The 24,619-nt window shown below is 68.0% G+C and carries 21 protein-coding genes (1 of these 21 only partly in view); 6 read left to right on the forward strand and 15 right to left on the reverse strand.

Annotated elements, in window-relative coordinates; genetic code table 11:
* The 5 genes from ALI144C_RS31630 to ALI144C_RS31650 form a co-directional block, all read right to left on the reverse strand.
* Nucleotides 1–1,647, reverse strand: the start of a protein-coding gene (locus ALI144C_RS31630) for a non-ribosomal peptide synthetase (RefSeq protein WP_076990824.1). The gene continues 2,790 nt to the left of window position 1, outside the view; 1,647 of the gene's 4,437 nt are visible here — the first part of the coding sequence; it begins with the start codon at nt 1,645–1,647; the stop codon falls past the left edge of the window.
* Nucleotides 1,644–3,254: a (2,3-dihydroxybenzoyl)adenylate synthase gene (locus ALI144C_RS31635; RefSeq protein ID WP_076990825.1), complete on the reverse strand. Its 1,611-nt coding sequence runs from the start codon at nt 3,252–3,254 to the stop codon at nt 1,644–1,646. The genes ALI144C_RS31630 and ALI144C_RS31635 overlap by 4 nt, the downstream gene beginning before the upstream one ends.
* Nucleotides 3,251–7,891 carry a salicylate synthase gene (locus ALI144C_RS31640; RefSeq protein ID WP_076990826.1) on the reverse strand — a complete coding sequence of 1,547 codons (4,641 nt, stop codon included), beginning with the start codon at nt 7,889–7,891 and terminating at the stop codon, nt 3,251–3,253. The genes ALI144C_RS31635 and ALI144C_RS31640 overlap by 4 nt, the downstream gene beginning before the upstream one ends.
* Nucleotide 7,892: 1 nt before the next feature.
* Complete coding sequence (locus ALI144C_RS31645) at nt 7,893–8,117, reverse strand: MbtH family protein (protein ID WP_076990827.1); 225 nt, start codon at nt 8,115–8,117, stop codon at nt 7,893–7,895.
* 223 nt (nt 8,118–8,340) lie between these two features.
* Complete coding sequence (locus tag ALI144C_RS31650; RefSeq protein WP_076990828.1) at nt 8,341–9,261, reverse strand: M56 family metallopeptidase; 921 nt, start codon at nt 9,259–9,261, stop codon at nt 8,341–8,343.
* Nucleotides 9,262–9,292: 31 nt separating this feature from the next.
* Between ALI144C_RS31650 and ALI144C_RS31655 the strand changes: the two genes are divergently transcribed.
* From ALI144C_RS31655 to ALI144C_RS31670, 4 genes are all read left to right on the forward strand, one after another.
* The gene (locus ALI144C_RS31655; RefSeq protein ID WP_076990829.1) at nt 9,293–9,676 is read left to right on the forward strand and encodes a BlaI/MecI/CopY family transcriptional regulator; all 384 of its coding nucleotides are present in this window, start codon (nt 9,293–9,295) and stop codon (nt 9,674–9,676) included.
* A gap of 139 nt (nt 9,677–9,815) precedes the next feature.
* Nucleotides 9,816–10,937: an aminotransferase class I/II-fold pyridoxal phosphate-dependent enzyme gene (locus ALI144C_RS31660; RefSeq protein ID WP_168211388.1), complete on the forward strand. Its 1,122-nt coding sequence runs from the start codon at nt 9,816–9,818 to the stop codon at nt 10,935–10,937.
* Nucleotides 10,938–11,503: 566 nt separating this feature from the next.
* On the forward strand, nt 11,504–11,896 hold the full coding sequence (locus tag ALI144C_RS31665) for a hypothetical protein (RefSeq protein WP_076990831.1): 393 nt from the start codon (nt 11,504–11,506) through the stop codon (nt 11,894–11,896).
* A 200-nt stretch (nt 11,897–12,096) separates the two neighbouring features.
* Nucleotides 12,097–12,684: a helix-turn-helix domain-containing protein gene (locus ALI144C_RS31670; RefSeq protein ID WP_076990832.1), complete on the forward strand. Its 588-nt coding sequence runs from the start codon at nt 12,097–12,099 to the stop codon at nt 12,682–12,684.
* Nucleotides 12,685–12,716: 32 nt separating this feature from the next.
* Here ALI144C_RS31670 and arsB read toward each other — a convergent pair whose 3' ends face one another.
* Complete coding sequence (gene arsB, locus ALI144C_RS31675) at nt 12,717–13,775, reverse strand: ACR3 family arsenite efflux transporter (protein WP_076990833.1); 1,059 nt, start codon at nt 13,773–13,775, stop codon at nt 12,717–12,719.
* The gene (locus ALI144C_RS31680) at nt 13,775–14,077 is read right to left on the reverse strand and encodes an ArsR/SmtB family transcription factor (protein ID WP_076990834.1); all 303 of its coding nucleotides are present in this window, start codon (nt 14,075–14,077) and stop codon (nt 13,775–13,777) included. The genes arsB and ALI144C_RS31680 overlap by 1 nt, the downstream gene beginning before the upstream one ends.
* A gap of 63 nt (nt 14,078–14,140) precedes the next feature.
* Here ALI144C_RS31680 and ALI144C_RS31685 point away from each other — a divergent pair, with 63 nt between their 5' ends.
* Nucleotides 14,141–14,539, forward strand: a complete 399-nt coding sequence (locus tag ALI144C_RS31685; protein ID WP_076990835.1) for an arsenate reductase ArsC — start codon at nt 14,141–14,143, stop codon at nt 14,537–14,539.
* A 2-nt stretch (nt 14,540–14,541) separates the two neighbouring features.
* On the opposite strand, the gene ALI144C_RS31690 is transcribed toward ALI144C_RS31685, so the two are convergent.
* From ALI144C_RS31690 to ALI144C_RS31700, 3 genes are read right to left on the reverse strand one after another with little or no spacing between them, the layout of a single operon-like run.
* The gene (locus ALI144C_RS31690) at nt 14,542–14,964 is read right to left on the reverse strand and encodes a MerR family transcriptional regulator (protein ID WP_076990836.1); all 423 of its coding nucleotides are present in this window, start codon (nt 14,962–14,964) and stop codon (nt 14,542–14,544) included.
* Entirely contained in the window at nt 14,961–15,329 is a 369-nt protein-coding gene (locus ALI144C_RS31695) for a hypothetical protein (RefSeq protein WP_076990837.1), read from the reverse strand. The genes ALI144C_RS31690 and ALI144C_RS31695 overlap by 4 nt, the downstream gene beginning before the upstream one ends.
* 53 nt (nt 15,330–15,382) lie before the next feature.
* The gene (locus ALI144C_RS31700; RefSeq protein WP_076990838.1) at nt 15,383–16,222 is read right to left on the reverse strand and encodes a helix-turn-helix domain-containing GNAT family N-acetyltransferase; all 840 of its coding nucleotides are present in this window, start codon (nt 16,220–16,222) and stop codon (nt 15,383–15,385) included.
* A gap of 100 nt (nt 16,223–16,322) precedes the next feature.
* On the opposite strand from ALI144C_RS31700, the gene ALI144C_RS31705 reads away from it, so the two are divergent.
* Complete coding sequence (locus ALI144C_RS31705; RefSeq protein ID WP_076990839.1) at nt 16,323–17,660, forward strand: FAD-dependent oxidoreductase; 1,338 nt, start codon at nt 16,323–16,325, stop codon at nt 17,658–17,660.
* Here the strand turns inward: ALI144C_RS31705 and ALI144C_RS31710 are convergent.
* The 5 genes from ALI144C_RS31710 to ALI144C_RS31730 are packed head-to-tail and all read right to left on the reverse strand — an operon-like array spanning nt 17,657 to nt 24,618.
* A complete protein-coding gene (locus ALI144C_RS31710) occupies nt 17,657–19,192 on the reverse strand; it encodes a tetratricopeptide repeat protein (RefSeq protein WP_076990840.1) in 1,536 nt (511 codons plus the stop codon). The genes ALI144C_RS31705 and ALI144C_RS31710 overlap by 4 nt on opposite strands.
* 29 nt (nt 19,193–19,221) lie before the next feature.
* A complete protein-coding gene (locus ALI144C_RS31715) occupies nt 19,222–19,446 on the reverse strand; it encodes a hypothetical protein (protein WP_076990841.1) in 225 nt (74 codons plus the stop codon).
* Between the two features lie 4 nt (nt 19,447–19,450).
* On the reverse strand, nt 19,451–21,403 hold the full coding sequence (locus ALI144C_RS31720; RefSeq protein WP_076990842.1) for a tetratricopeptide repeat protein: 1,953 nt from the start codon (nt 21,401–21,403) through the stop codon (nt 19,451–19,453).
* Complete coding sequence (locus ALI144C_RS31725) at nt 21,370–22,683, reverse strand: tetratricopeptide repeat protein (RefSeq protein WP_076990843.1); 1,314 nt, start codon at nt 22,681–22,683, stop codon at nt 21,370–21,372. The genes ALI144C_RS31720 and ALI144C_RS31725 overlap by 34 nt, the downstream gene beginning before the upstream one ends.
* 3 nt (nt 22,684–22,686) lie before the next feature.
* Nucleotides 22,687–24,618 (reverse strand): Hsp70 family protein, encoded by a 1,932-nt coding sequence (locus ALI144C_RS31730; RefSeq protein ID WP_076990844.1) that lies wholly within the window; start codon nt 24,616–24,618, stop codon nt 22,687–22,689.
* Between the last annotated feature and the right edge of the window lies 1 nt (nt 24,619).

The raw sequence follows: 24,619 nt of genomic DNA on the forward strand, positions 1-24,619 counted from the left end.
ATCCACCGGCACGTACGCTCCACCCGCCTTGGTCACGGCCAAGACGGCGACAACCATGTCGACCGACCGCGCAACGGAGAGGGCCACGGTCGATTCCGGGCCGATTCCCCGGGCGATCAGCAGCCGGGCGAGGCGGTTCGACCGCTCGTCCAGGTCGCGGTACGTCACCCGCTCCCCTCCTGCCAGTACGGCTGTCGCGTCAGGAGTGCGGGCCGCCTGGGCGGCGAACAGATCGGGCAGGAGCCGGGTCTCGGCGGGCACGGCCGTGTCGTTCCAACTCGGCGGGATGTCGGTGAGCAGGTCGACGTCCCCGACCGGCAGCTCCGGGTGGGCCACCACCGCGTCGAGCAACACGTCGAAATGCGCCAGCAACCGGCCGACCAGGTCGACCGAACCGGCAGCCGCCGGGTGGTTCGCTTCGACCGTGAGGTCGTCGCGGTCAGTCTCCACCGCGAGGGTGAGGTCGAACCGCGCGTCGTCGCCGGGCACGTGCCTGCGGACGGCGGTGAAACCCGCCACGCGGAACGGCTCCAGCACCGACGTCCGCAGCGACAGGACCACGTTGAACAGAGCCGCGCCACCGCGGGTGCGCTCGGGGTCCGCGACTCGGGCGACGTCGTCGAGGTCCGCGTCCTGGTGGGCATATCCGGCCAGGCAGACCTGCTTGGCGCGAGCCAGGAGCGTGCCGAACGTGTCGTTGCCGTCGACCTGCATCCGCAGCGCGATCGTGTTGCCGAGGTAGCCGATGATCTCGTCGCCGCCTTCGACGTCCCGGTTGACCACCGGTGCGCCGATGATCAGGTCACGGGAGCCGGTGTAGCGGTGCAGCAACGCCGTCACTGCGGCGAGCAGCACCATGAACGTGGACGCGCCTTCGCGCCGGGCGATCTCCCGGACTCGCTGCGCGGCACCGGGACGCATCGAGCGGGACTGGTCGTGGCCCCCGCCCACAGCGTTGCTGAGCGTGGGCAGGTCAAGCAGGTCCGGCAACGGATCCAGCGCGGCACGCCAGAAGTCCACACTGTCCGGCCTGGCCGGAGTCAACGCGACATCCGAGAACTGCCGTACCGGGGGCAGCGTGTTCTCTGGCCGCTCGTAGAGGGCCATGAGTTCACCGAAGAACACGGCGGATGTGCTGTCGTCCCAGGCGATGTGGTGTGCGACGACGACCAGCGTCGCGGTGTCCGGGCCGGTCGTGATCACACGCAGTCGTAGCGGCGAGCTCGTGGCCAGGTCGAACGGTTGGGCGGCGAGGTCACGGCACAGCGCGTCGGCGTCGCCCTCCTGACGGTCGACCGCGGGCGGTAGTTCCGGGTGAACAACTTGGACCACCTGGCCGTCCTCGCCCATCCGGTACGTCGTGCGCAGGATGTCGTGCCGTGCGACCACGGAGTTGACCGCGTTGACCAGACGCGAGTAGTCGAGCTCGCCACGCAGGTCGACCGCGATGCGGATGTTGTAGCCCACCGACTTCGGGTCGAGCTGCTGCAACGACCACATCCGGCGCTGTCCCGGCGACAGCGGGTACTCCGTCCGCCGTTCCGCCGTGCCCACTGTGTCCACAGTGGAGTCAGCGAGATCACGCTCGGCCAATGCGCGGCGCAGCAGGTCACGTCGCAGCGCGGCGACATCGGTCTCGTTGCTCACGGGTTCGCCCCCTTGGTCAACCCGTTCACCAGGTCTCGTTTGCTGATCTTGCCGACCGCGGTCAGCGGGAGTTCGTCGAGGACGACGAGCTTGTCCGGCTGTTTGAACCGAGCAAGCCCCTGTTCGGTCAGGTGCGCCTTGAGTTCCTTGAGCTTCGGTGGCCCCGCCTGCGTGGGCACGATGACCGCGCACACCAACTCACCGAGGGTGTCGTCCGGCAGGCCGACGGCGGCGGCCTGGGCGACGCCGGGATGAGTCAGCAGCAGGTCCTCCAGTTCACCGGCCGGGACCTTCTCACCGCCGCGGTTGATCACGTCCTTGATCCGGCCTTCGACCACCAGGTGCCCGCTGGGCAGCTGCCGGACCAGGTCACCAGTGCAGAAGAAACCGTCCGGGGTGAACGCCGTGGCGTTGTACTCGGTTGCCCGGTAGTAGCCGCGTAGCGTGTACGGGCCACGCGTGAGGAGCTCGCCGACCTCGCCCGGCGCGACGTCGTCGCCGTTGGCGTCGACCACCCGGACCTCGTCAGCCGGACTCAGCGGCCGTCCCTGGGTGGTCTGGACCAGGTCGGCCGAATCGTCGGGGCGGGTGTAGTTGAGCAGCCCCTCGGCCATGCCGAACACCTGCTGCACCCGGCATCCGAGCGTTTTGGGGATCTGCCGCGCGAGGTCGGCGTCCAGTTTCGCCCCGCCCACCTGCAGCAGCCGCAGGCTGGACTTGTCGGCCGCGGAGTACCCGGCCTCGTCGGCCCACATCCGCGCCAGCGGCGGCACCAGCGCGGTCACGGTGATCTTCTCTTGTTCCACCAGTGCGAAACCGACTTCCGCGCTCGGCGCGGGCGCCATCACCACGGTCGCGCCCACTCCCAGCGTGCCGAGGATGCCCGGGCACGCGAGCGGGAAGTTGTGCGCGATCGGCAACGTGACCAGGTAACGGTCGCTGTCGGTCAGCTCGCAGACGTCGGCGCTCGCCCGAGCGTTGTAGACGTAGTCGTCGTGCGTACGCGGGATCAGCTTCGGCCGACCCGTGGTACCGCCTGAGATCAGCAACACCGCGACCGAGGACGGGTCCACGACAGGCATGACCCTGTCCGGATCCCCGGCGAGGCTGGCGAAAGCGGTGTACGGGCCGGGATCGCCGACCACGAACACGTTCCGCACGTCGATCTCCGCCGCGAGTGTGCGGTAGTCGAATCCCTGGTGTACGTCGGGGATGACGTACCCGACGGCCTTCGACAGGGTCGCGAGGTGTGCGATCTCCGAGCGCCGGTGCGCGGGAAGCGCCATCACCGGAATGGCACCGATGCGCGCCATCGCGAAGAACAGCACGACGAACTCGGTGATGTTCGGCAGCTGCACGACAATCCGGTCACCGGGCCGGACACCACGGTCAAGCAGCCCGGCGGCGAGCACGTCGGCGCGCTGGTCCAGTTCGCGGTAACTGACCCGTTCCGGTCCGGACACCACGGCGGTCGACTCGCCGTACCACTTGGCCCAGTTCCGCGACAGCTGGCCGAAGGTCTCACCACACCAGTAACCCCGCGCACGGTACTCGGCCGCGGCTGTGGCAGGCCAGCCGACCACTCCGTCGATCAGTGCCCCTGTCACGAGTCCGCTCCCGCCCGCTGCCGGACCTCGTCGTCCGTCATGTCCTCGATCTGCCAGAACAACTCGGCCACGGCCTCAAGGCGGCCGGGTTTCTCCTGTGTTCGGACCAGGGTTTCGGCGAAACCCGCGATCGTCGGCGCGGCGAACAACGACCGGACCGAGATCGACCTGGTGTCCAAGGTGGACCTCAGCCGGGTGACGATCGCCGTCGCGAGCACCGAGTCCCCGCCGACCGCGAAGAACTCCGCATGGGAGCTGACCGAGTCGACACCCAGGACCGCACACCAGACGCGTTCGATGACTCGCTCCAACGGAGTCGCCGGTGCGGGCCCGGAGCCGCGTTCGACCGGCCCCACTGCTGCCGCGACCGCCTTGCGGTCGACTTTCCCATTGGGTGTCAGGGGAACACGCTCGAGCAGCACGATCCGTTCGGGCACCATGTGAGCCGGGACCGCGTTGCGCATCCGGTCCTTGATCGGGGCAGGGTCGGCGGTGACGACTCCCGCGCACAGCACACCACCGACGACCACCGCGACCGCGGCCGTGACGCCGGGATCGGCCAGCAGTGCTGCTTCCACTTCGCCCAACTCGATCCGGAAGCCGCGGATCTTGACCTGGTTGTCGCGCCGACCGAGGAACTCCAGCGTCGCGTCGCCGCGATAGCGAGCCATGTCGCCGGTCCGGTACCAGCGCAGACCGTCGTGCTCGACGAACCTGTCGGCGGTCCTGGCCGGATCGCCCCGGTAGCCGCGGGCCACGCCGTCGCCGCCGATCCACAGCTCACCGGCGACCCAGTCCGGGCAGTCCCGGCCGAGCGGATCCACCACCCGGCAACGCACTCCTCGCAACGGAGTCCCGTACGGCACCGCCCGCCAGTCGGCAGGCACCGGACGGTCCACTTCGCACACCGTCGAGTGGATCGCGGTCTCGGTCGTACCGCCGAGCCCGGCGAACCGGCACCCCGGCACCGCCTCGGCAAGCCTGTCCGGCAGGTCGACGCCCACCCAGTCGCCACCGAGCAGCACCGCGCGCAGTGACGTACCGAGCGCGACACCGGACGACAGCAGCATGTCCAGCAGTTGCGGCACACAGTTCAGGACCGTGACCCGGTGCTTCGCGACGAGTTCCGCCCACGTGGCCGCCTCGCGCCGGTCGTCGGTCACCATCACCACCGCACCGCCGACCGACAGCGGCGCGAACAGGTCGAACACCGACAGGTCGAAGTCCAAAGCGGACAGTCCGAGCGTCCGGTCGGCCGGACCGATGTCGAACCGGTCGACCAGATCGTCGATCGTGGCCATGGCCGCCCGGTGGGGCACCTCGACGCCCTTCGGCTCGCCCGTCGACCCGGACGTGAAGAGGATGTACGCCAGGTGTTCCTCGTCGGTGTCGACAGGCCCGGACAGCGGCGGCGCGGACGGCAACGGTCCTGGCCCGAGTGTGGACTTCAAGTCGGCCAGTGCCGCGATGCGCTCGGCGCGTGCCGTCGGCTGTCCCAACCCGATCGGCACGTAGACCGCGCCCGCGGCCAGCACTCCGAGCACCGCCGCCACCTGGTCCGGGCCTTTCGGCAGCGTGATGCCCACAGCCTCACCTGGCTTCACGCCTTGCGCCACCAGGGCTGCGGCGACACCCAGTGCTTGGTTGGCCAGCTCGCCATAAGTCAGCGTCGCACGGCCGATCACCGCCGGGTTGTTCGGCGTTTTCGCCGCTTGAGCGAAGAAACCGTCGTGCAGACGCCGGTGGCCGCGTGGCCCGTCGGTCGCGTTGGTCGCGTCGCGGAGTTCCCGTTGCCCGAGAGGCAGCAGTTCCGGCACCGGGTTCGCCCACGCCTCGGGATCGCGGGCGAGGCGTTTGACCAGCGCGGCGAACGCGTCGAACATCGCGTCCACGACACCGTCGGCGAACTCGTCGTCGCGGGAATCCCAGTTCACCAGCAGACCGCCGCCGAGCTCGGTCACCTGGGCGTCGAGCAGCACCTGCGGCCCCTGCGAGATGATCCACGCCGGCGTGCCGAACGTGTCCTGGACCGAGGAGTCGAACAGCTCGCCGAGGTTGAGCGCACTGGTGAACACGACCGGAGCGAGCACTTGCTCGCCGTGCAATCGGGTGAGATCCCGGAGCACCTCCACGCCGGAGTACTCGGCGTGCGCGGTGTCGCTGTGCATCCGGGTCTGCACGCGCCGGACGCGGTCGGCGAACGCCGCGGGCTCCGACAGGTCGACCTCCAGCAGCACCGAAGTGGTGAAGTCACCGACGATCCGGCCGACGTCCTCGTGCAGCGGTTCCCGGTCGAACAACGGAACGTTCAGCAGGAAGCGGGGTTCGGCGCTCCACGCCCCGATCGTCTCCGCGAACGCCGTCGCGACAGCCATCGCAGTGGTCAAGCCGTGTGCGCGGGCAGCGTCCGCCAGCGCCGTGCGCTCGTCCGCGGACAGGTGGACAGCGCGCCGCGCGACCCGGGGCGGGCGGTCGTCGGTTCGTGTCGCCCTGGGCAGGTCCGGTGCGCCGGGCAGCGTGGACAGCCTTTGCTGCCACCATTCCCGCGCCTGGGCGGCGGCGGCACGCCGGGACTCGGAGTGGGCCTCGCGGTATTGCCGGTAGCTGTAGCGCGGAGGCGGCAGATCCGCGTCCGGGGAGGCGTAGAACGCGGCGAGGTCGGCCAGCATGATCCGGTAGCTGACCGCGTCGGCGGCCACCATGTCGACGTCGACGTGCAGTCGGCTGCCGCCGTTCGGCAGCAGACTGAGCGTGGTGGCGAACACCTCGCCGTTCTCGATGTCGAGCATCTGGTGAGAATGGGTGTCCCGGGTCGCCGCGAGCCGCCTGGCACGTTCCTCTTCGGACACTTCGCGCAGGTCGTGCACGGTCAGGCCGCGCCAGCCGGACGTCGTGCCGATGCGCTGCGTCCCGTTGTCCGTCACGACGACGCGAAGCATGTCGTGCCGTTCGACCAAGCGCCCCAAGGCGTTCCGCAACCTGTTCTGGTCGACGTCGGATCCGTCGAACTCGACGTACAGGTGAGCCGCCACACCACCGAGACGCTGCCCCGCGCCGCGGCCGATCCAGTAAGCGTGCTGCAGCACGGCCAACGGAAACTCGTCACCGGCGGCCGGCGCCCCGGCCTCAACGACGTGGTCGGCGACGACGGCGGTGCGGCGTTCGGCCAGCAGTTTCTCCCACGCGCCGAGTGTCGGGTGCTCCGCCAGCTCGGCGAAGTTCACCTCGATCCCCGCCCGGCGCCACGTGCTGACGAGGGTCATCAGTGCGATCGACTCCAGCCCCAGCGCGAACAGGTCGGTGTCCGGGTCGATCGAGTCGGCGTCCTCCTCGGTCAGCTCGGCCGCGGTCCGGCGCAGCCCGGCCGCCGTGAGATCCGGCTGGTCACCCACGTTCAGCGCTCCTTGCTCCCGTGGGACGAGGAAACGCGAGATGCTCCGGAACTTCTCGCACGTCTCGACCCATTCACGTTCCGGTGTGGACATCCCGACGACACCGGCTCCGGCCCGCAGCCACGTCTGTCCGTCCTTGCTGAACACGGTCCGCAACACCAAAGCCGCGTCCAACGCGCCGTCGGAGTCGAGTGCCAGCACGGCGCCGCTGTAGAGCCCGCGAGGCTGCTCGAGCCGGGCGATCGTCTCGAGCGCGGCCCGTTTCGGCACGCCCGACGCCGTGATCGCCGGGAACAGCGCGGCGAAGGCGTGCCAGGCGTTCTTCCCCTCGGCGATCCGGCCGCTGACACGGGACGCGAGGTGCTGGACGCTTCCCCGTTCGCGCACCGTCATGAACTCCTCCACCCGCACGGAGTCCGGGCGGCACACAGCGAGCAGTTCGTCCTGCGCGAGACGCACCGAGATGGCGTGCTCGTAGATCTCCTTGGGATCGCCGAGCAGTTCCACCCGCTTGGCCAGATCCGCGACCGGGTCGCCGACGAGTTCACGCGTCCCGGCGAGCGGCTGCGTCGACACCCAGCCGTTCGCGGCGACCTCGACCACGGTCTCCGGGCTGAACCCGGCGGCTCGCAGACCGCCCATGTCCAGCAGGAACGACCGCGCCGGGGTGTTGCCGCGACGACCGGCCACGTACGTGGCCACCAGGTCGATCTCACCCGGCACCTGGACGACCCTGGACAGGATCGCCTTCTGTAATCGGCCAGCTTTGATGTCCTCGACGAGTTCGGCGACCGCGGCGATGTAGGACTCGTCCCGTTCCTGCGCACTCGCCAGTTCACCTGGTGGACGCGGCCAGATCCCACTGTCGACGTCGTCCGGTCCAGGGCTGACGTCGACCTCGTGCTGTGGTATCACCAGGTGCAGCAGGGTTTCCTCACCGACGCTGTCCCGGATGCCGTGCAGCAGCAGGGACAGCTCGAACGCGGCCCAGCCGTAGGCGTGCCACGAAGGCATCGGCAAGGCCTGTAGAAGTCGGGCGACCTGCTGGAGCGGGTCGTCGCCGACCGGTACCCGGCGCTGCGCGGACGACGTGGTGCACGTGATCTCGTGGCGGTTCATCCGCAGCTCGGCCCGCGCGCCGCTCGCGAATGTCCACTGTGGGCCGCGTTCGTACACGGCGAACGGCGGTTTCGCGTCGCGGGCCAGCGCCGCCGCGGTCAGCAGCGGTTCCGGTGCCGTACTCATGTCAGGTCCGCTGGCCTTGTTCCATCTGGGCGACCAGGCTCTTGGGCCGCATGTCGGTCCAGGTGCGTTCGACGTAGTCCAGGCAGGCGGCGCGCGTCGACTCGCCGTACACGACCGTCCAGCCCGCCGGGATCGCGGCGAAGCTGGGCCACAGGGAGTGCTGTCCCTCGTCGTTCACCAGCACGAGGAAGACGCCGTCCTCGTCGTCAAAGGGATTCGCGGCCATCGTGGCTGAGCCTCCACACTGTTTCCGGGCAGGGCTGATCGACCGGACCTGCGGACGGGACCGGCGAACGTCACTTCATTGAGGACACAGCGAAGAGGACCACACGTCGTCCATTGAGGACTCCGCGTGGCCGTGCGACCTCGGCTGCCATCCGACGAGGTTAGCCTAGCCTATCTTCTACAAATGTGTAGAGGTTGCGGGTCACAAGCCCCGAACAGACCAGTCAGCCGCTGGCCAGAGCCAGGAGTTCGAAGAGGTCGTACACGCACTCACCAGTCCAGATCAGGGTTCCCAGTGCGAGCGCGGCCGGGACGACGATCTGCCACCGCCGGACCTGCCCCGGCCCCAGCAGTGCCCGCACCCTGCCCGGCATGACCCCGGGTGCCGCGCTCACCGCGGTGAGCGGCCCCACCCCGTTGACGACGGCCGGACGAGCGGAGGCGGCCAGCGCGGCCAAGCCGATGGCCTTGGCGACCTTCCCGCGGTCACCCAGCTCTCGAGCAGCGTGTTCGTCGGCTGCCCGCTCAACCAGGAACTTGACCTTCCTCGCGACCGGGATCAGCGCCGGGTGGATCACCGCGGCCAGACTCGCGAGCCAGACCAGACGCTGGTGGTTGTGGGCCAGGTGGGCGCGTTCGTGGGCGATCACCGCGGCGTACTGGGTCTCGTCGAGCGCGTCCCGCATGCCACGGGTGACCACGATCCGGCCGGGCTTGCCCGGCAACGCGAAGGCGTCGACCCGCTGGTCCGGGACGATCACGACCTCACCGCCCGCCCCGAGCAGCTCAGCCTCCCGGTACGCGCTGCGCATCGCGCGAGAATGCCGTAACACCTGCCAGATCACGGCGGCCACGATGAACACCGTCCAGGCGAAGGAGAACCACGACACCCACGGCACATGGGCCGTGTCGTCCAGCACGACCTGGTACGACCAGTCACCGGCTCGCGCGATCGCCGGGATCTCGGCCAACGCCTTGAGTGCGAAGGAAAGCAGATTCAGCGCGCTCGACACGGCCGCGACGATCGCCGACCACGCGAAGGCCCGCGCCGCGAGGTCCGGCCGGAGCCGGTCCGCCAACAGCCATACGGCCAGCAACACCACGAGCGGAGCCGCCACGACCGACACGACAAAGTGGTCAAACACCGGAGCCTCCACCGGTCGGTAAGCTTGCCTCGTGACCGAGAGTGATTCGCCGAACCAGCGCCAACGACGCAAGCCCGGCGCCCTTTCGGCCGAGATCCTCGGCGTGCTGAGCGAGTCGGACGAAGCCCTCACCCCAGGGGAAATCCTGGAACTCCTGCCGGAGGGACTGTCCTACAGCGCTGTCGTCACGACGCTCACGCGCTTGTACGAGAAGGAAGTCGTCACCCGCGAACGCTCCGGCCGCGCCTACCGATACCGCGCGACGGGCGACCAAACAGCTCTGGTCGCCTGGCGGATGGGACGCATCCTCGACACCGAAGCCGACCACGCCTCGGTACTCACCCGCTTCGTCAGTGCGCTGAACGAACAAGATGAGCAACTCCTGCGCGACCTACTCAACAAGCAAGACGACTGAGTACAAACAACGCAGGCTAGCCTAGCCTTATCCTCCCAGCAAGGGCGCATTCGGATCAACCAGACACCCCACTCGCGCAACGAGGTGACAGGTCTCCGCATTACTTCTACAAGCCTGTAGAAGTAATGGAATGGACCCCGTGCCACCACGCGCTCCCACGGTGCCGTCGCCCCACATCTGCCTGGCGGACAGCAAGGACGTCATCGACCTGGCCACCCTCGGCCTACCCGCTCACCCCCTGCTGCGCAGGCTGGCGACACAGAAGAGGCGCCAGGACGCGTTCGCGACCGCGTTCGACACGCCAGGAGCGCATCCGGCAGGCCTTCCCGAACTCAGGGACGCGGTCGCGGACCACCTCACCCGCCAGGGCCTGCACACCACCGCGGGCCAGATCATGATCACGGCCGGGGCGGGTCATACCCTGGCGCTGCTGGCCGGACGAGTCGCACACCCCAGGGACCGCGTCGTGGTCGAAGACCCGACAAGTCCACAAGTCCTGGGCGCACTGCGGGCTCTGCAAATGACCGTGTCCGCCGTCAGACCGGTGACCGACGGCCATGACCAACTCACAAGACTGCTCGAACGCCGAAGAGTCCGGCTCGTCCACGTGATGCCGACACTCGGACCACGGGGACTGGTGCTGGATCACGAGTTCCGCAACAGACTCGCGTGGGCGATCGCCGACCGCGACGCGTTCGTCATCGACGACATCAGCAACGCTCCGCTGGCCTTCGCCACGCCACCACCCCCACTGGCCGCGTACACCGACGCGTCGAACGTGATCACCATGGGCTCGCTCGCGCCCCTGCACTGGGGCGAATTGACCGTCACATGGATCCGCGCCGCACCTATGGTGATCACGTCCCTCAGCGCAACCACGACAGGCGCCGCCGCCTCGACCTTCGAGCAACTCCTCGCATGCGAACTCCTGGCGCACGAGGATCAGATCCGAACCGAACGCGTCACGTGGCTGCGCGACCGCCTGACACACGCGTCGACCCTCTTGTCGACACACCTCCCCCAGTTCACCTGGCGCCCGCCGGAAGGGGGCGTGAGCCTCTGGATACGGCCGCCCGGAACGGGATTCGACACCGACGCTCTCGTTGGTCACGGTGTAGCACTGGTTCCCAGATCTGCGGTGTCGCCGCAATCGCTGCCAGGGCGCTTCGCCCTCGCCTACGCCCGCCCGCCCGACGTCCTCGATGAAGGCGTGCGCCGTCTCGCCGCCGCCTGGCGGCAGATCAACGAACAACGCCTATGAGGCGCTACCGGGCACTGGTAGTCCACCATTCTCCACTGGTCAGATCGATGACAGTTGGACGAATACCAAACACGAAATTCTGTCACAGATCGCCGGTGCCCACGCGTCGCACGTTAAACGCTTCGACCGTGTGATGCCGGTCTCATTTCCGACCGACGGAGACTCAGGGGATCAATGTCCCAAGATGGGATGTATGGGGTGACCGAATGGCGCCGTAGGCTCAGACGATCCGCAGGTCAAGCTCGACGAAAGATCGATAAACGTTCCTTCTGTCGTAATCCACCTGCCCCCTGTTGCCCGAAGGTCATTTATCGCGACGGCGGCCGAATAGAGCGCGGTTGTTGATACGTAAGCATTATCTGTAGACCGTTGGAGTGGCCTGTGTTCACAAGCCCGCACCCGTGTGCCAAACTAGGTCCCGCGAAATTGCGGTGCATCACCGAAACGATCGGATCACCAGCCGATCACGGGGTATGACCTGATCATTCATCTTCGATCGGCCGCACCGGGTGAGCATTGCGTTCGCCAATCAACCAACTACGCGCACGAACGAGACGGAGATCTCCATGACGAAGCGTTTCGCGTCCATTGCCGCACTCGTCGGTTTGGTGAGTGTTCTGCTGCTCGGCGCGAACTCGGCCCAGGCAAGCACGTCCACGAGCGACAGCGGCGCCGTCACTGTCCAGGCTGTGACCACCGCGGACCGGACTGGCGCTTTCGACTGCTTCAACACGCCCGTCAACATCATCACGTGCAATGACATCCTCAACGACGTCACCGTGATCATCAAGAACGTCCGCGTGCTCAACGACCTGGAACTGACGGTTCTCGAGAACTTCCTCAACGACCTCTCCATCGACGTCGGAAACGTCGAGGTGGTCAAGAACCTCATCGTGGTGTTCCTGAAAGACGTCCTGAACATCGACATCTCGCACAACGACATCGAAATCGACCTGTGACGACGGTCGATTCCGGCACCGGTTGAACAACCGGCACAGCTGACCACGGAGACGGGGCTCCCCAGGCGAGCCCCGTCTACCACCATCCCCATGTCGGTGTTGTGCCCATCCTCTCCGGACGGTAACGCAAGATCAGGGGCCCGCGAAAAGCACCGCGCGCGCATTTTTGCGAAACTGGAAGGCCCGGTCCATCATGGGGTATGAGCAACGAATTCGACGCTGTGCTGGCCACGATCGGGCCTCGGCTGCGTGAGTTGCGCCGCCGCAGCGGCGCCACTCTCACCGCCCTGTCAAGGATCACCGGTATCGCGATCAGCACTCTGTCCCGGCTGGAATCCGGACACCGCAAACCGGGCCTGGAACTACTGCTTCCGCTGGCCAAGGCCCACCAGGTGCCACTCGACGAACTCGTCGGCGCCCCAGACAGCGGTGACCCCCGCGTTTTTCCACGCCCCTTCAACCACAACGGCATGACCGTCATCCCGTTGACCCGCAACCCCGGCGGGCTGCAGGCGCACAAGCAGATCCTCCCGGCCGGGCTGACCGACCATCTCGAACCGGATCCACGCTCACACGAGGGATACCACTGGCTCTACGTGCTCAACGGACATTTGCGAGTGATACTCGGTGACCGGGATTTCATCCTCGCCGCAGGCGAGGTCGCCGAATTCGACACGCACCTCCCGCACTGGTTCGGCAACGCCGACACACGCTCCGTGGAATTCCTGAGCATCCTCGGACCGCAGGGCGAACGCTTCCACATCAAAGCCCGTTACCGACGCGAATGACATACCCAGCGCGACGTGCCCGGCGACCTGGGTCACGTGACCCAGCGGCGACGCAGCCAGAGACTGACGTAAACGAGCCCCACCAACACGGGCACCTCGATGAGCGGCCCTACCACTCCAGCCAAAGCTTGCCCGGACGCGACACCGAACACGCCGATGGCCACGGCGATGGCGAGTTCGAAGTTGTTGCCCGCCGCGGTGAACGCGAGTGTGGTCGTGCGCTGGTAGGACAGTCCGGATGCTTTGCCGAGCAGGTAGCTTCCGCCCCACATGACCGCGAAGTACACCAACAGAGGCAGCGCGATCCGCGTGACATCCAACGGCCGGGACGTGATGGTCTCGCCTTGCAGCGCGAACAGGATCACGATGGTGAACAGCAGCCCGTACAGGGCAACGGGGCCGATCTTGGGCAGGAACCTCGTCTCGTACCACTCCCGGCCACGTGCTTTCTCACCGAACCGGCGTGTCAGATATCCGGCGGCGAGGGGGATGCCGAGGAAGATCAGCACACTGCGGGCGATCTCCCACGCGGACACGTCGAACGCTGTCGTGTCCAGACCGAGCCAGCCGGGCAGCAGGTCGAGGTAGAACCAGCCCAGCACACCGAACATGACCACCTGGAAGACCGAGTTCACCGCCACCAGCACGGCCGCGGCTTCCCGGTCGCCGCAGGCGAGGTCGTTCCAGATGATCACCATCGCGATACACCGGGCAAGCCCGACGATGATCAGGCCGGCGCGGTACTCAGGCAGGTCCGGCAGCATCAGCCAGGCCAGCGCGAACATCAGCGCGGGCCCGATGACCCAGTTCAGCAGCAGCGACAGCCACATCGTGCGCTTGTCGCGGGTGACGGTGTCGAGCCGGTCGTACCGCACCTTCGCCAGCACCGGGTACATCATCAGCAGCAGGCCCAGCGCGATCGGCAACGAGACCTCGCCGATCGTCACCGCGTCCAGCACGCCCCGCAGGCTGGGCACGAGCGCACCGAGCACCAAGCCGACGGCCATGGCCAGGCCGATCCAGACCGGCAGCAGACGGTCCAAGAAGGACAGCTTGGGCAGGACGTCTGCTTCCGCGGTGGGGGTGGTCATCAGCAGGGCCTCCGGCTCTGAGAGTGGCTTCGCGCGCGCTCAGCGAGGGCCGTGAGGTGATCCGCCGCAGCTTGCAGGGCGCCGGGATTCAACCGGTAGTAGGTGAACCGCCCGCACGGCTCGGTCGTGACGAGCCCGGCCTGCCGCAACTGCCGCAAGTGGTTGGAGATGTTGGTCTGCTTCGCGCCGGTCTCCGCCACCAAGTGGCAGGTGCACAGCGCTTCGCCGGCCAGCAGCTCCACGATCCGGGCGCGCAGCGGGTCCGCCAGCAGCCGAATCACATCAGCCTCAACTGATATCATTCAGCGATGATAAGTCATCGGCGGGCGACAGAAAAGACACGGGTTACACAAGGAGTTACTCAGGTGACCACACCGCAGGTGCTGTTCGTCTGCGTGCACAACGCCGGACGCTCCCAGATGGCCGCCGCGCTGTTGCAGCACCACGGACTCGGCCGCATCGCCGTCCGCTCCGCGGGCTCCGAGCCCGCCGACCAGGTCAACCCGGCCGCGGTCGAGGCCCTGGCCGAGTGGGGATTGGACATCACCGCCGAGGTGCCGTCGAAGCTGACCACCGATGATGTCCAGGCGTCCGACGTGGTCATCACGATGGGCTGCGGGGACACCTGCCCCGTGTTTCCCGGCAGGCGTTACCTGGACTGGCAACTCGACGACCCCGCGGGCAAGGGCGTCGACGCGGTCCGTCCGATCCGCGACGAGATCGACCGCCGCGTGCGTGGGCTGGTCGCGGAGCTTCTGGATTAAATTCAGATACCAGAAAAAGGCAGCGGGCAGTCCTGCGTGGTCGCACACGCGATCAGGTCCTCGCACCCCGCTGTCAGTGCCGCGCGCAAGGTGTCGCGGATGACGGCGAGGTCTGCGAGCTTGGCCTCGACTTCGGCCAGCTTCGCCGCGGTACGCACGGCCAATCCGCCTGCCGGACAGGACGGACGGTGTCGGTGTCGGTGACGGCCGGTCTCCACCAGTTCGGCCACCTCGTCCAGGGTGAATCCCAGGCTCTGCGCGACCTTGATGACGCGCAACACAGTGACCGCTTCCGGCGGGTACACACGATGTCCGCCCGAGGTGCGCTCGGGCTCAGCCAGCAGACCTCGTCGTTCGTAGTACCTCAGCGTTTGGAGGTTCACGCCCGCTGCCTCTGCTACGGCGCCGCTGCGCAACCCAGTCACGACGTCGTCCCGGCCGACACGGATTTCGCGCGGGCGGCGAGTGCGGTCAGCACCTCGACGTGTGCCGGAGACACCGCCACCTCCAACGTCAGCACGCCCCCGGTCGCCGTCAGCGTGAATGTGAAGAACGAGCAGCACGCCGTCTCCTTCACGACCAACCTGGCCGCTGTCTCCGCCACATCCGCGGTCGGCACCAGTTCGAGCCTGAGCAGGCCGGGCTCGGGCTGCTCCACCTGGCGTACGGCCGAGGCGAACAAGTCGTCGAACTCCGCCTCCCGCAGCGGCTGCTCGGCTGTCGGCAGGGTGCACGACTCGGAGACCCACGAGGTGGGAGCCGCGGTGAGGTTCGACTCTTCGGTGCTCATCGCCTTAAGGTAAGCCTGTACCCGGGTACCGGATGCAACCCCGAACGGCAGATTCATCTGACAGGGGAACGGCGTTCGAGGAAGACGGTGTCGTGCCAGACGCCATCGAGTTGGGCGATGCGCTCGCGGATCCCGACCGTGCGATACCCGGCCGAGTGGTGCAGGCCGATGCTGGCGCGGTTCTCGGTGATGATCGACGCCTGTAACGTCCAGAGCCCGGCGGCGTCCGCGGCGTTGACCTGCTTGTGCAGCAGGGCTTTGCCGACCCCGCGACCCTGGTGGTCCTCGGCGACGTACACGGCTGACTCGGCGACTCCGGCGTAGCTGTCGCGTGTGGACACCGGGGCGACCGCGGTCCAGCCGACCACCTCGCCGTCGATCTCAGCGACCCAACGGTGCTCCGGCAGCCATTTCGCGTCCAGGCTGGCCCGGCTGGGCACGGTGGTCTCGAACGTCGCGAGCCCGGTGGCGATGCCTTCGCCGTAGATCCGCCGGACCGCTGGCCAGTCCCCCGGCTCCAGCGCGCGAACGGTGACATCGGCGGGGACCTCGTCAGGGCAGCACGGGCGTGGGGCGAGCATGCCCATCACGGCGTCGGCTGCGTGCGGCAGTCCGGCGCAGCAGGCCTCGTTGACAGTCACGATCGTGGCCGTGCCCTGCTTGACCAGATTCACGAAACCAACGTCAGCGAGCTTGCGCACGTGGTGCGAGGTGGTCGACTGGCTCGTGCCGAGGATCTCGGTCAACGCGCCCACGGTGATGCCGCTCGGGCTGGTCGCCACGGCGTGCAGCAGCCGCACCCGGACCGGCTCGGCAAGACACGCGAACCACTCCGCGTACGTGGCCGCTTCCTGACTGGGCAGGACCTGGGCTCGAGGCAGTGCGATCGACATGCGCCCAGTCTATCGACTCAGATCGATGGTTGCGTCCATCGATTCCAATCGATACTCTCGGCTGCGTCAATCGACCGTCATCGATGAACGAGGTGTCGACATGAACGACCTGCCTGTAGTCGTGGTGGGTGCCGGACCGGTCGGCCTCGCCGCCGCAGCCGAACTGGTGGAGCGAGGCCAGGCTGTCGTAGTCCTTGAACGCGGTGAGCAGGCGGGCGCGGCCGTGGCCCAATGGCACCATGTCCGGCTCTTCTCGAAGTGGTCGGAACTCGTGGCGCCCGCCGCACGACGTCTGCTGGAACCCCAGGGCTGGCAGGCGCCGGAGGGCTATCCGACCGGCGAGCAATGGGCCCGGCTGTACCTGCGCCCGTTGGCCGAGGCACTGGGCGAGCGAGTCCGGTTCAGCGCGGAGGTCACCGGTGTCGCCCGGCGCGGTCGTGACCGCGTAGTGGACGACGGACGCGACACCGAGCCACTGACCGTGCATGTCCGCATCAGCGACGGCCGCGAAGAGCGGATCACTGCGCGGGCCGTGGTCGACGCGTCCGGGACCTGGAGTCTGCCGAATCCGCTCGGTGGTGAGGGTCTGCCCGCCATCGGCGAGACCGCCGCGAGCGATCGGATCAGCTACCGCGTGCCGAATCTGACCGACACGGCGGTAGCCGCGCGATATGCAGGTAAGCACGTGGTGATCGCGGGCAGCGGGCACTCGGCGCTCACCGCGCTGGTCGCGTTCGCCGAACTCGCCAAGCGGGAGCCTTCGACCCGGATCACGTGGCTACTGCGCCGAGGCGCGGTCGGCGCCGCATTTGGCGGCGGTGACGCCGACCAACTCCCCGCACGGGGCGCACTGGGCCTGCGTGCCAAGGCCGCCGTCGATACCGGTCGCGTCACGGTGGTGACCGGATTCCGCACCGAGGCCGTCCAGCACGACGACGACGGCCGATTGACGCTGCAGTCATCGGAAGGACAGCGGCTGGACGCCGTCGACGAGGTCGTGGTCCTCGCCGGATTCCGTCCCGACCTGGCGTGGCTGTCGGAAGTACGACTCGACCTGGACGCCACACTGCAGGCCCCGGTCGCCTTGGCGCCCCTGATCGACCCGAACGTGCACTCCTGCGGCACCGTCTACCCGCACGGCGTCAACGAACTGTCCCACCCGGAACCGAACCTCTACCTCGCGGGCATGAAGAGCTACGGTCGCGCGCCTACCTTCCTGGCCATGACCGGCTACGAGCAGGTCCGCTCCATCGCCGCCGCCATCGCGGGCGACCGGCAATCCGCCGAACGCGTCGAACTGGTGCTACCGGAAACCGGCGTCTGCGGCGGGTCAGGGGTGTTTGACGTCTCCGCTGACGACACTTCGTCCGGCTGCTGCGGCGCGTTCAGCCAACCGGAGCCCCTGATGCTGTCGGCACCGCCAGCTCGTGCTTGCTAGGCCAGTACATTGTTGATCGCCTGGACCAACTCCTCGAGCTGTTGCGCGGTATGGGTTCCTTGTTTGCAGCGGCGGTGCAACACGGTGGCCTGGGAGCGGATGCCCTCGAACCGGCGCCGTATCTGGCGCAGTTCGTAATGGTCCCTAACGCCTCGGCGGGACAGACTCGTGACTTCCGTGTTGAACCGGCGGATCAGGTGGGAGACTTGGATGACCAGCCGCACGTCGGCCAGGTCGCGTTCGATGATCGCAGCGACTTCTTCCGCGCTCTTGTGCCGTTCCGGTTCCTGCGCGGCCTTCTTGGCGCGCGCGCCCGCTTCGACCAGCAAGGTCTCGCATTCCGCCAAGGGTGTTTCAGGGCTGCGGCACAGCAGTAAGCCCGCTATCGCGTACCAGTAGGCGACGGCGTAGCAGCGGTCATCAATCCGTTCCGCGGCCGCGTACTGCGCGCAGGCCTGCCGGTACTGGTTCTCGTCGAGCGCTGCCCGGCCCGCTTCCAGTTCCTCGGTGAACAGCCAGATCAGCAGGCTTTCCAGCGCTTCCGGCTCCAGCCGGGCCGCACCGGCCTGGTTCATCCGTTTGCGGCCCACGAAGCGCAGCAGCGCCCGGTCGGCGTGCCGTTCGTGCGCGTAGTTCCACAACAGTTCGACGTCCTCGAACTCACGCACCTCGGCCGGGCACTGCTCGAGGTACCGGATCGCGCCTTTCGGGTCACCGACGCGCAACCGCTCGCGCGCCTTGTCGATCTGCGGCCCGTACAGCAGCAATTGGATGCGCGCCCGCATACTGCGGAAAATCTCGGCGTTCTCCCCGGTTGCCGTCCGCAACGCGATGTCCAGGCTGGCCCGCGCGTCGGTGAACCGGCCCGACATCACCAACGCGCCCGCGTGGAAGTACCGCATCGGGAGACTGTCGGGCAACCGGTGCAGGTAGCGGTCGAGCAGGGTGAGCGCGTCAGCCAGGGCGTCATCGTCGATCAGGCTTTGGGCCTTGCCGCACACCGCGTCAGTGATCGTCTGCTCGCACTCCACGCGCGTGGTCGACACAGCCAGGGCTGTCTCGGCGTCGGTCGCGAGCTCCCGAGCGGTGTCGAGCAGGTCGAGGGCTCGCTCGAACTCGCCGATCGCGCAGACGCACACCGCCTTGAGACCGACCGCCACCGCGGCCGTCGCGTCGATCGCCAGCACCTGGTCGATCAGGGAGATTGCCGTGTGGTGTTTCCCTTGTGCGACCTTCTCCCGTGCCTGGTTCAGCAGTCGCTCGACGCGCGCGTTGGCGGTCAGCTCCCCCAGCTTGCCCAGCCCGGCGCCCAGCTTGTCCCCGTCACCGCCGATCCGCAGGCCTTCGCCGAGTTCCGGGGTCAGCCGGGCGGCCTCGCCGAGGTCGACCTTCGCCGCTGCGAACGCGGCCGGCCCGGTGACGTCGTCGGAGGAGACGATGTCCCGCAGCTTGCCCGCGTCGTGGCGCAGTGTCTCCAACGTCGGCTTGTCGACCGTGCCGAACTCCAAGCCGCGAATTTCGTCATCCGGCATGGCCTCGTCCTCATCATCCGTCGGATATGTCAGTCGTCGCTTTCCGGCACTTCGCCAAGGACCGCCGTGACCACAGCGCGGACCAACGCGGACTCGGTGACGTGGTCGAGTTCGGCGATCGCCCGCACTGCGCGGCGCAGGTCCACCCGGAACAAGTCGCCGTTGTGCGTGGCGTCCACGTCGCCGAGCGTGGGCTCGGGCAGCATGTCGAGGCAATCGGCCGGTGTCATGGCGCGCGGAGCCGGGCTGGTCATGTGATCACCTCTCGTAGTCGCCAAGGAGTCGATCGCCGAGCAGAACCAGCAGATCGGCTTCCTTCTGCTCCACGGACTGGGCGTGCTCGGACAGTTGCCTGCTGTCGGCTTCCAGGCGGCGCACCAGGTCCCGTGCGTCCGCCAGTTCGCTGCCGCCTGCCGACAGGAGCTGGTTCACCCGCTCACGCAACAGTTCGGAGCGGTCGTTCATCTCGGCGACAGTCGGCGCGACCACACGCACCCGCAGTATCTCCGGCCTGCTGTCCCAGTCGCGCACCCGGCGGTACTGCGACAACCTGCTCACCAGGTCGGCGCGGACCTGTTCGCGCACCGAACCGTCCTCGACGTAGCGATCGAGAACTTGCAGATACGCGTCGACCGCGTCGCGGCTTGCCCGGCTGCGACGGGCCTCGCGATTGAGGATGCCGAGCACCTCGGGGTCGCGGACGCCCAGCAGTTGGGCGCGCAGCAGGATCGCGGCGGCTTCCTCGCGGGTGCCGTCGCCCGCCGCCAGGTAGTACTTGAGCAGGCCCACCGTCAGGTAGAGGTCACTGAACTCGGGATCGCGTTCCCGAGCGGCGGCGAACCGGCCGAGAACCTCGGCCATCCGGCTGTCCACTTTGCTCGCGGCCTTCGGGTCGACCGCCCATTGCCGCAGTCGCGCCGCACCGCGCAGCAGGTGGACGTCCCGCAGCGTTCGATCCAGAGTGGACGGTTCGCTCGCCCCGTCGCGCATCGCGGCCAGCCGGTCGGCCACGCTCGCGGCGGACTCGGTGTCCGGCCAGGGCACCTCGGTCGGCTGGTCCGGATCGAGCCGCCGCGCCACCGAGGTCAGCAACTCGTCGACGCGGTCACCCGAGTCCGAGCGGTTCTCGATCCAGGCGGCGAGGGCCAAGCCCAGTTCAGCCGAGGCGGTCATCTGCTCGCGTTCCTCGGGCTCGGCGGCGAGCGCGGCCTGCTCGAGATCCTCGAAGTGTTTGCGCGCGGTGACGACATCCTTGTCGTACAGAGCTTGAGCGCCCAACGTGATGTGCTGGTTGCGCAGGTCGGCGGGGATGAGGTCGCGGAAGTCCCCCAACGTCTCGACGTCCGCGAACAGCGCCGACGCGACATCGACCCGCCCGTCTCGCAACGCTTCCATACCCCGTCGGAATTTGATCGCACCGTAGAGCTTGCGGGCGCGGCGAGTGAAACCTGATGTGCCCACGATGGCGGCCAGCACCGGCTCGGCGCCGTCGTAGTCGCGGCGTTCGTTGCGCAGATAGGCAAGCAGGTAGGCCACTTCCGGGTTGTTCGGATCTTCCCGGTTGAGCGTGCTGAGCTCGTGCTCGGCCTCGTCGAGCTTGTCCATTTGGAACAGTGCGAACGCGGCGAAGAACCGGGCTCGCGCCCGCTGCTTGTCGTTCAGCTTGTTCTCGATACTGGTCAAGGCGGGTACCGCGGCCGCATAATCCCCTGCGGCGACCAACGCCGACGCTGCCCGCAACGCCTGAGCATGCTTGCGCGGCACCAGGATCTTGCGTTGCACCACAAGGCCAAGGCCAATCAGCACCACCGTGGCGAGGATCGTCAGCAACACGGTGGAAATGCCGGAACTCTCGTCAGGAGCCGCCGTGGGCGCCGCGCCGGTCTGCCCCGGCGACTGTGGTTGAGCCGTTCCGCCCGGTGGCGCGGACGTTCCCGGCGGGGCGGACGTCCCCGGAGCCGTCGGTGGCGCGTTCCCGCCCGCGACCGCGAAGATGACGCTGATCGGACCGTTCGGCCCCGCGATCGTGCCGCGGTAGTCCCCGCCGGGCAGGGTGACACCGGCAGGCAGCGTGGCGGTGACGACCTGACCGGACTGCTGCTCTTCTCCCAACGCTGTCGCGGGCAGCGCTGACCCCACCGCCAACGACCCGGCCAGCACCAAGGCGGGCAGGCCGATCAGCGCATGTACTTGGCGAACCGATCGCGCCATTGGTCTGCCTCCCACTTCGTGAGCAACTGGTTGCGGGCCAACCGATCGATGCGACGGTTGGCCTCGGCGGCGGTGTGCCGCGCGTTGCCGGGATCATCCAGTCCGATCCAGCACTGCGCGTAGCCCAGCAGCGCATCGAGGTCGCTGGGGTTGGCCACCGTCGCGGCGTGGAACTGCGTCGCGGCTGACTGCCAGTCGCCGCGGCGCAGGTGGATCTCCGCGGCTCGCCGATGCCAGGACCCCGGGTCCTCCGGGTCGGCGGCGACTTTGAGATAGCGCAGCAACCGCTCCACGATCTCGTCCGCCGTCCGGCCGGTGGACTGCGCGAGCACGCCCTCGGCGACCAGACACCATTCACGGCGGAGATCCATCCGGTCGGGCTCGCGAGTCAGCGCCTGGTCGAGAACCCGCATGGCCGTGGCAGGCTCGGCGACTCGCATCTGCCCTGCCAGCCAGAGCGGTTCGGTCACGGCCGCGATGGCCGACCGCAGTTCCTGTGCGTCCCGTGGGCGGACGTCCGGTTTCAGGTGTCGGTAGCGGCGAATGGCGGCGAACAAGCGCTCGACCTGCGGCGTGGCGTGCAGGAACTCCGGGATGTCCGAGCCGATCACGGTCGACCGCAGGAGCACGCCCCTCGCCTGGGCCTCCAACTGGTGCTCATCGTCATCGGCGGCCAGCCGGGCCGGTTGACAACCGAGTACTTGCGCCGCGAGCGTGCCCAGCGCGTACGCGTCTTGGGCGCGGTCGTCGAACTGGGCGCCTCTGATCGTCTCGGGGGCGAGCGTCGCGACCACCGTGGCGTCGACGCCGAACAGGTCACACGGCGACGTGACGGTCATCGACGGACACGGCACCAGCCATGTGCGTGCCTCGCCCGGTCTCCCGACCACCACAACGCTGTGCAGCGTCATCCCCAGCGGATGCAGTGGGCTGCGCTGCCAGTGCGCCACTGCCTCGCAGACGTCGCCGAGCACAGCCAGGCGTTCCCACCAGTCCGCTGGTTTGCCGAGCCACTCCGCCAGTGAACGCCAGGCCGCGTGTACGGAGTACTCGACGTAGTAGCGCCCGTCGGACCAGCCCTCACTTGCGACGCCGAGCATCCGGTCATGCCCACGTTGCCGCAGTGTGGACAGTGCCTGCCGGAACCGGCCGTCGCAGAAACGCGGCTCGATGACCCGCACGATCCGGTCGTGCTCCCGTTCCCGGCTGGCCCGCCACAGCGTGCCTCGATCGGTGGCGCCGATCGAGGCCGCGAGGCGTACTCCTCGTAGTCCGTCCATCGGCTACCTGAGCTTGTGGAACACGTCGATGAGCTCGTCGCCGAGGTCCTCCACGTCCTCACTGCCGGCCTCCACCGCGGCTACGAACTTCGTGTAGGCGGCGGTCAGCGTCGCGCGGTCCTCAGCCTGCAACTGGCCGATCAGCTTGAACGACCGGCGTGCGAAGGACTTGAACTCGTCCGGCGTCGCCGCGGGCGGTGGTGGCAGCGCCGGGGCCGGCGGCGGCGTTGCCGGTGTGGCCGGTGTGGCCGCTCCGGGCGGCTTCGGCAGGCTGCCGACGGTCGGCGGCAGCGGAAGCCCGGCCGCCTGCTCGACCGGCCGCGCGGGCATGGCCTCGTTGAGCAGTTCGGCGCTGCGCTCGATCTGCGCGGCCGTGGCGCGCACGTCGCACTGCACCTGGGTCTGCCAGATCTGGTTGTCGTTGAGGCATTTCACGCCGACGCCGAGCAGCCCGTTGGAGTCGAGGTCGAAGGTCACCTCGAACTGGTAGTAACCTCGTTCCTTGGGTTCGGGCAGGACGATCGGCAGCTTGCCGATGAGGTCGTTCTCGAACGCGACGGGGTTCTCGCCCTGGAAGATCATCACGTCGATGTTGGTCGCGTTGCCGCCGTTGGTGAAGTCGCCGCGGGTCTGCCCGCCGGGAATCCGGCTGTCCTTGGGCAGAATCGGCACGAAGTCCGCGCGGTTGGCGAGGATGCCCAGCGTGTGGCTGGTGACGTCCTGCAGGAGGATCGCGCCCTCCGCGGCCGCCGACTGTTCCCCGTCCACCGGGCTGATCACGATGTCGGCTTCGGCGTAGCCGTCGCTTTCCGGGAACTGGCGGGCGATCATGCCCGCGCCCTTGGCGACGACCTCGTCCGGGCTGATGTCGCTGCGGACGTCCTTGACGTCCAGGCCGAGGTGTTCGGCCAGCATCGGGCGGATGCAGGCTATCCGGGTGGAGCCGCCGACGAGCAGCACCTGCTCGATCTCGTCGGCTTCGATTCCGTTGCTCTCGTTGGCCGAGGCGATCGCCAGGTCGAGGGATTCCAGCGACTGGTCGAGCAGGTCCTTGATCAGCGCCTCGAACACCACGCGGGTGAGCGGCAAGGTCACGCTCAGCGTCGGCGTCAGGTAGGGCAGGTTCAGCGTCGCCGCGGTCGCCACGGACAGTTCGCGCTTGCGCATCTCGGCCTCGCGCTTGATGCGCTGCCAGATCGCCGGGTCGCCGCTGAGGTCGGTGCCGTGCTTCTCCTTGATCTCGTTGAGCACCCAACCGGTGATCCGGTCGTCGAAGTCGCCGCCGCCCAGCCGCGGGTTGCCGCCGGTGCCCACGACGCTGACGTTGCCGGGACTGATCTGGATGATCGACACGTCGAAGGTGCCGCCGCCGAGGTCGTAGACGGCGTAGGTGTGGGTCTGCTCGTCCTCGACCTTGTCCGCGCCGAAGCACACCGCCGCGGCGGTCGGCTCGTTGAGCAACTGGTGGACGTTGAGCCGGGCCATCCTGGCCGCGTCGTGGGTGGCGCCGCGCTGAGGTTCCTTGAAGTACGCGGGCACGGTGATCACCGCGTCGTGGATGGGCTCACCGATGAAGTTCTCCGCCTGGCGCTTGAGTTCCATCAGGATGAAGGCGGAGATCTCCTGCGGGAGGTACTCGCGACCGCGGAAGGGCACCCGCTTGGGCTCGCCGGGATCGCCAGGTCCGGACGGCTCCCGCGAGTAGACGCCCATCTCCCGCTTGACCTCGATGATCGTGTTGCCGGGGTCGCTGACCAGGTTGTTCTGCGCGGGAGCACCGACGATCACCTGGTTCTCGGGGTCGAGCCCGACCACCGACGGCACCGTCTTCGTGCCGAACGCGCTCTCGATGATCCGGGTGTCCTTGCCGTCCCAGATGGACACTGCCGAGTACGTGGTGCCGAGGTCGATCCCGATCACCTTGTGGAATGGCATG

Origin of the sequence: Actinosynnema sp. ALI-1.44, assembly GCF_001984155.1 — a bacterium.
Lineage (GTDB): Bacteria > Actinomycetota > Actinomycetes > Mycobacteriales > Pseudonocardiaceae > Kibdelosporangium.

Bases quoted from the DNA above. Each gene is read 5' to 3' on its own strand.
- ALI144C_RS31715 (WP_076990841.1), bottom strand. From the start codon at position 19,446: ATGACCAGCCCGGCTCCGCGCGCCATGACACCGGCCGATTGCCTCGAC.
- ALI144C_RS31670 (WP_076990832.1), top strand. From the start codon at position 12,097: ATGAGCAACGAATTCGACGCTGTGCTGGCCACGATCGGGCCTCGGCTG.
- ALI144C_RS31695 (WP_076990837.1), bottom strand. From the start codon at position 15,329: ATGAGCACCGAAGAGTCGAACCTCACCGCGGCTCCCACCTCGTGGGTC.
- ALI144C_RS31645 (WP_076990827.1), bottom strand. From the start codon at position 8,117: ATGGCCGCGAATCCCTTTGACGACGAGGACGGCGTCTTCCTCGTGCTG.
- ALI144C_RS31705 (WP_076990839.1), top strand. From the start codon at position 16,323: ATGAACGACCTGCCTGTAGTCGTGGTGGGTGCCGGACCGGTCGGCCTC.
- ALI144C_RS31720 (WP_076990842.1), bottom strand. From the start codon at position 21,403: ATGGCGCGATCGGTTCGCCAAGTACATGCGCTGATCGGCCTGCCCGCC.
- ALI144C_RS31725 (WP_076990843.1), bottom strand. From the start codon at position 22,683: ATGGACGGACTACGAGGAGTACGCCTCGCGGCCTCGATCGGCGCCACC.
- arsB (WP_076990833.1), bottom strand. From the start codon at position 13,775: ATGACCACCCCCACCGCGGAAGCAGACGTCCTGCCCAAGCTGTCCTTC.
- ALI144C_RS31680 (WP_076990834.1), bottom strand. From the start codon at position 14,077: ATGATATCAGTTGAGGCTGATGTGATTCGGCTGCTGGCGGACCCGCTG.
- ALI144C_RS31730 (WP_076990844.1), bottom strand. From the start codon at position 24,618: ATGCCATTCCACAAGGTGATCGGGATCGACCTCGGCACCACGTACTCG.
- ALI144C_RS31710 (WP_076990840.1), bottom strand. From the start codon at position 19,192: ATGCCGGATGACGAAATTCGCGGCTTGGAGTTCGGCACGGTCGACAAG.
- ALI144C_RS31640 (WP_076990826.1), bottom strand. From the start codon at position 7,891: ATGAGTACGGCACCGGAACCGCTGCTGACCGCGGCGGCGCTGGCCCGC.
- ALI144C_RS31700 (WP_076990838.1), bottom strand. From the start codon at position 16,222: ATGTCGATCGCACTGCCTCGAGCCCAGGTCCTGCCCAGTCAGGAAGCG.
- ALI144C_RS31665 (WP_076990831.1), top strand. From the start codon at position 11,504: ATGACGAAGCGTTTCGCGTCCATTGCCGCACTCGTCGGTTTGGTGAGT.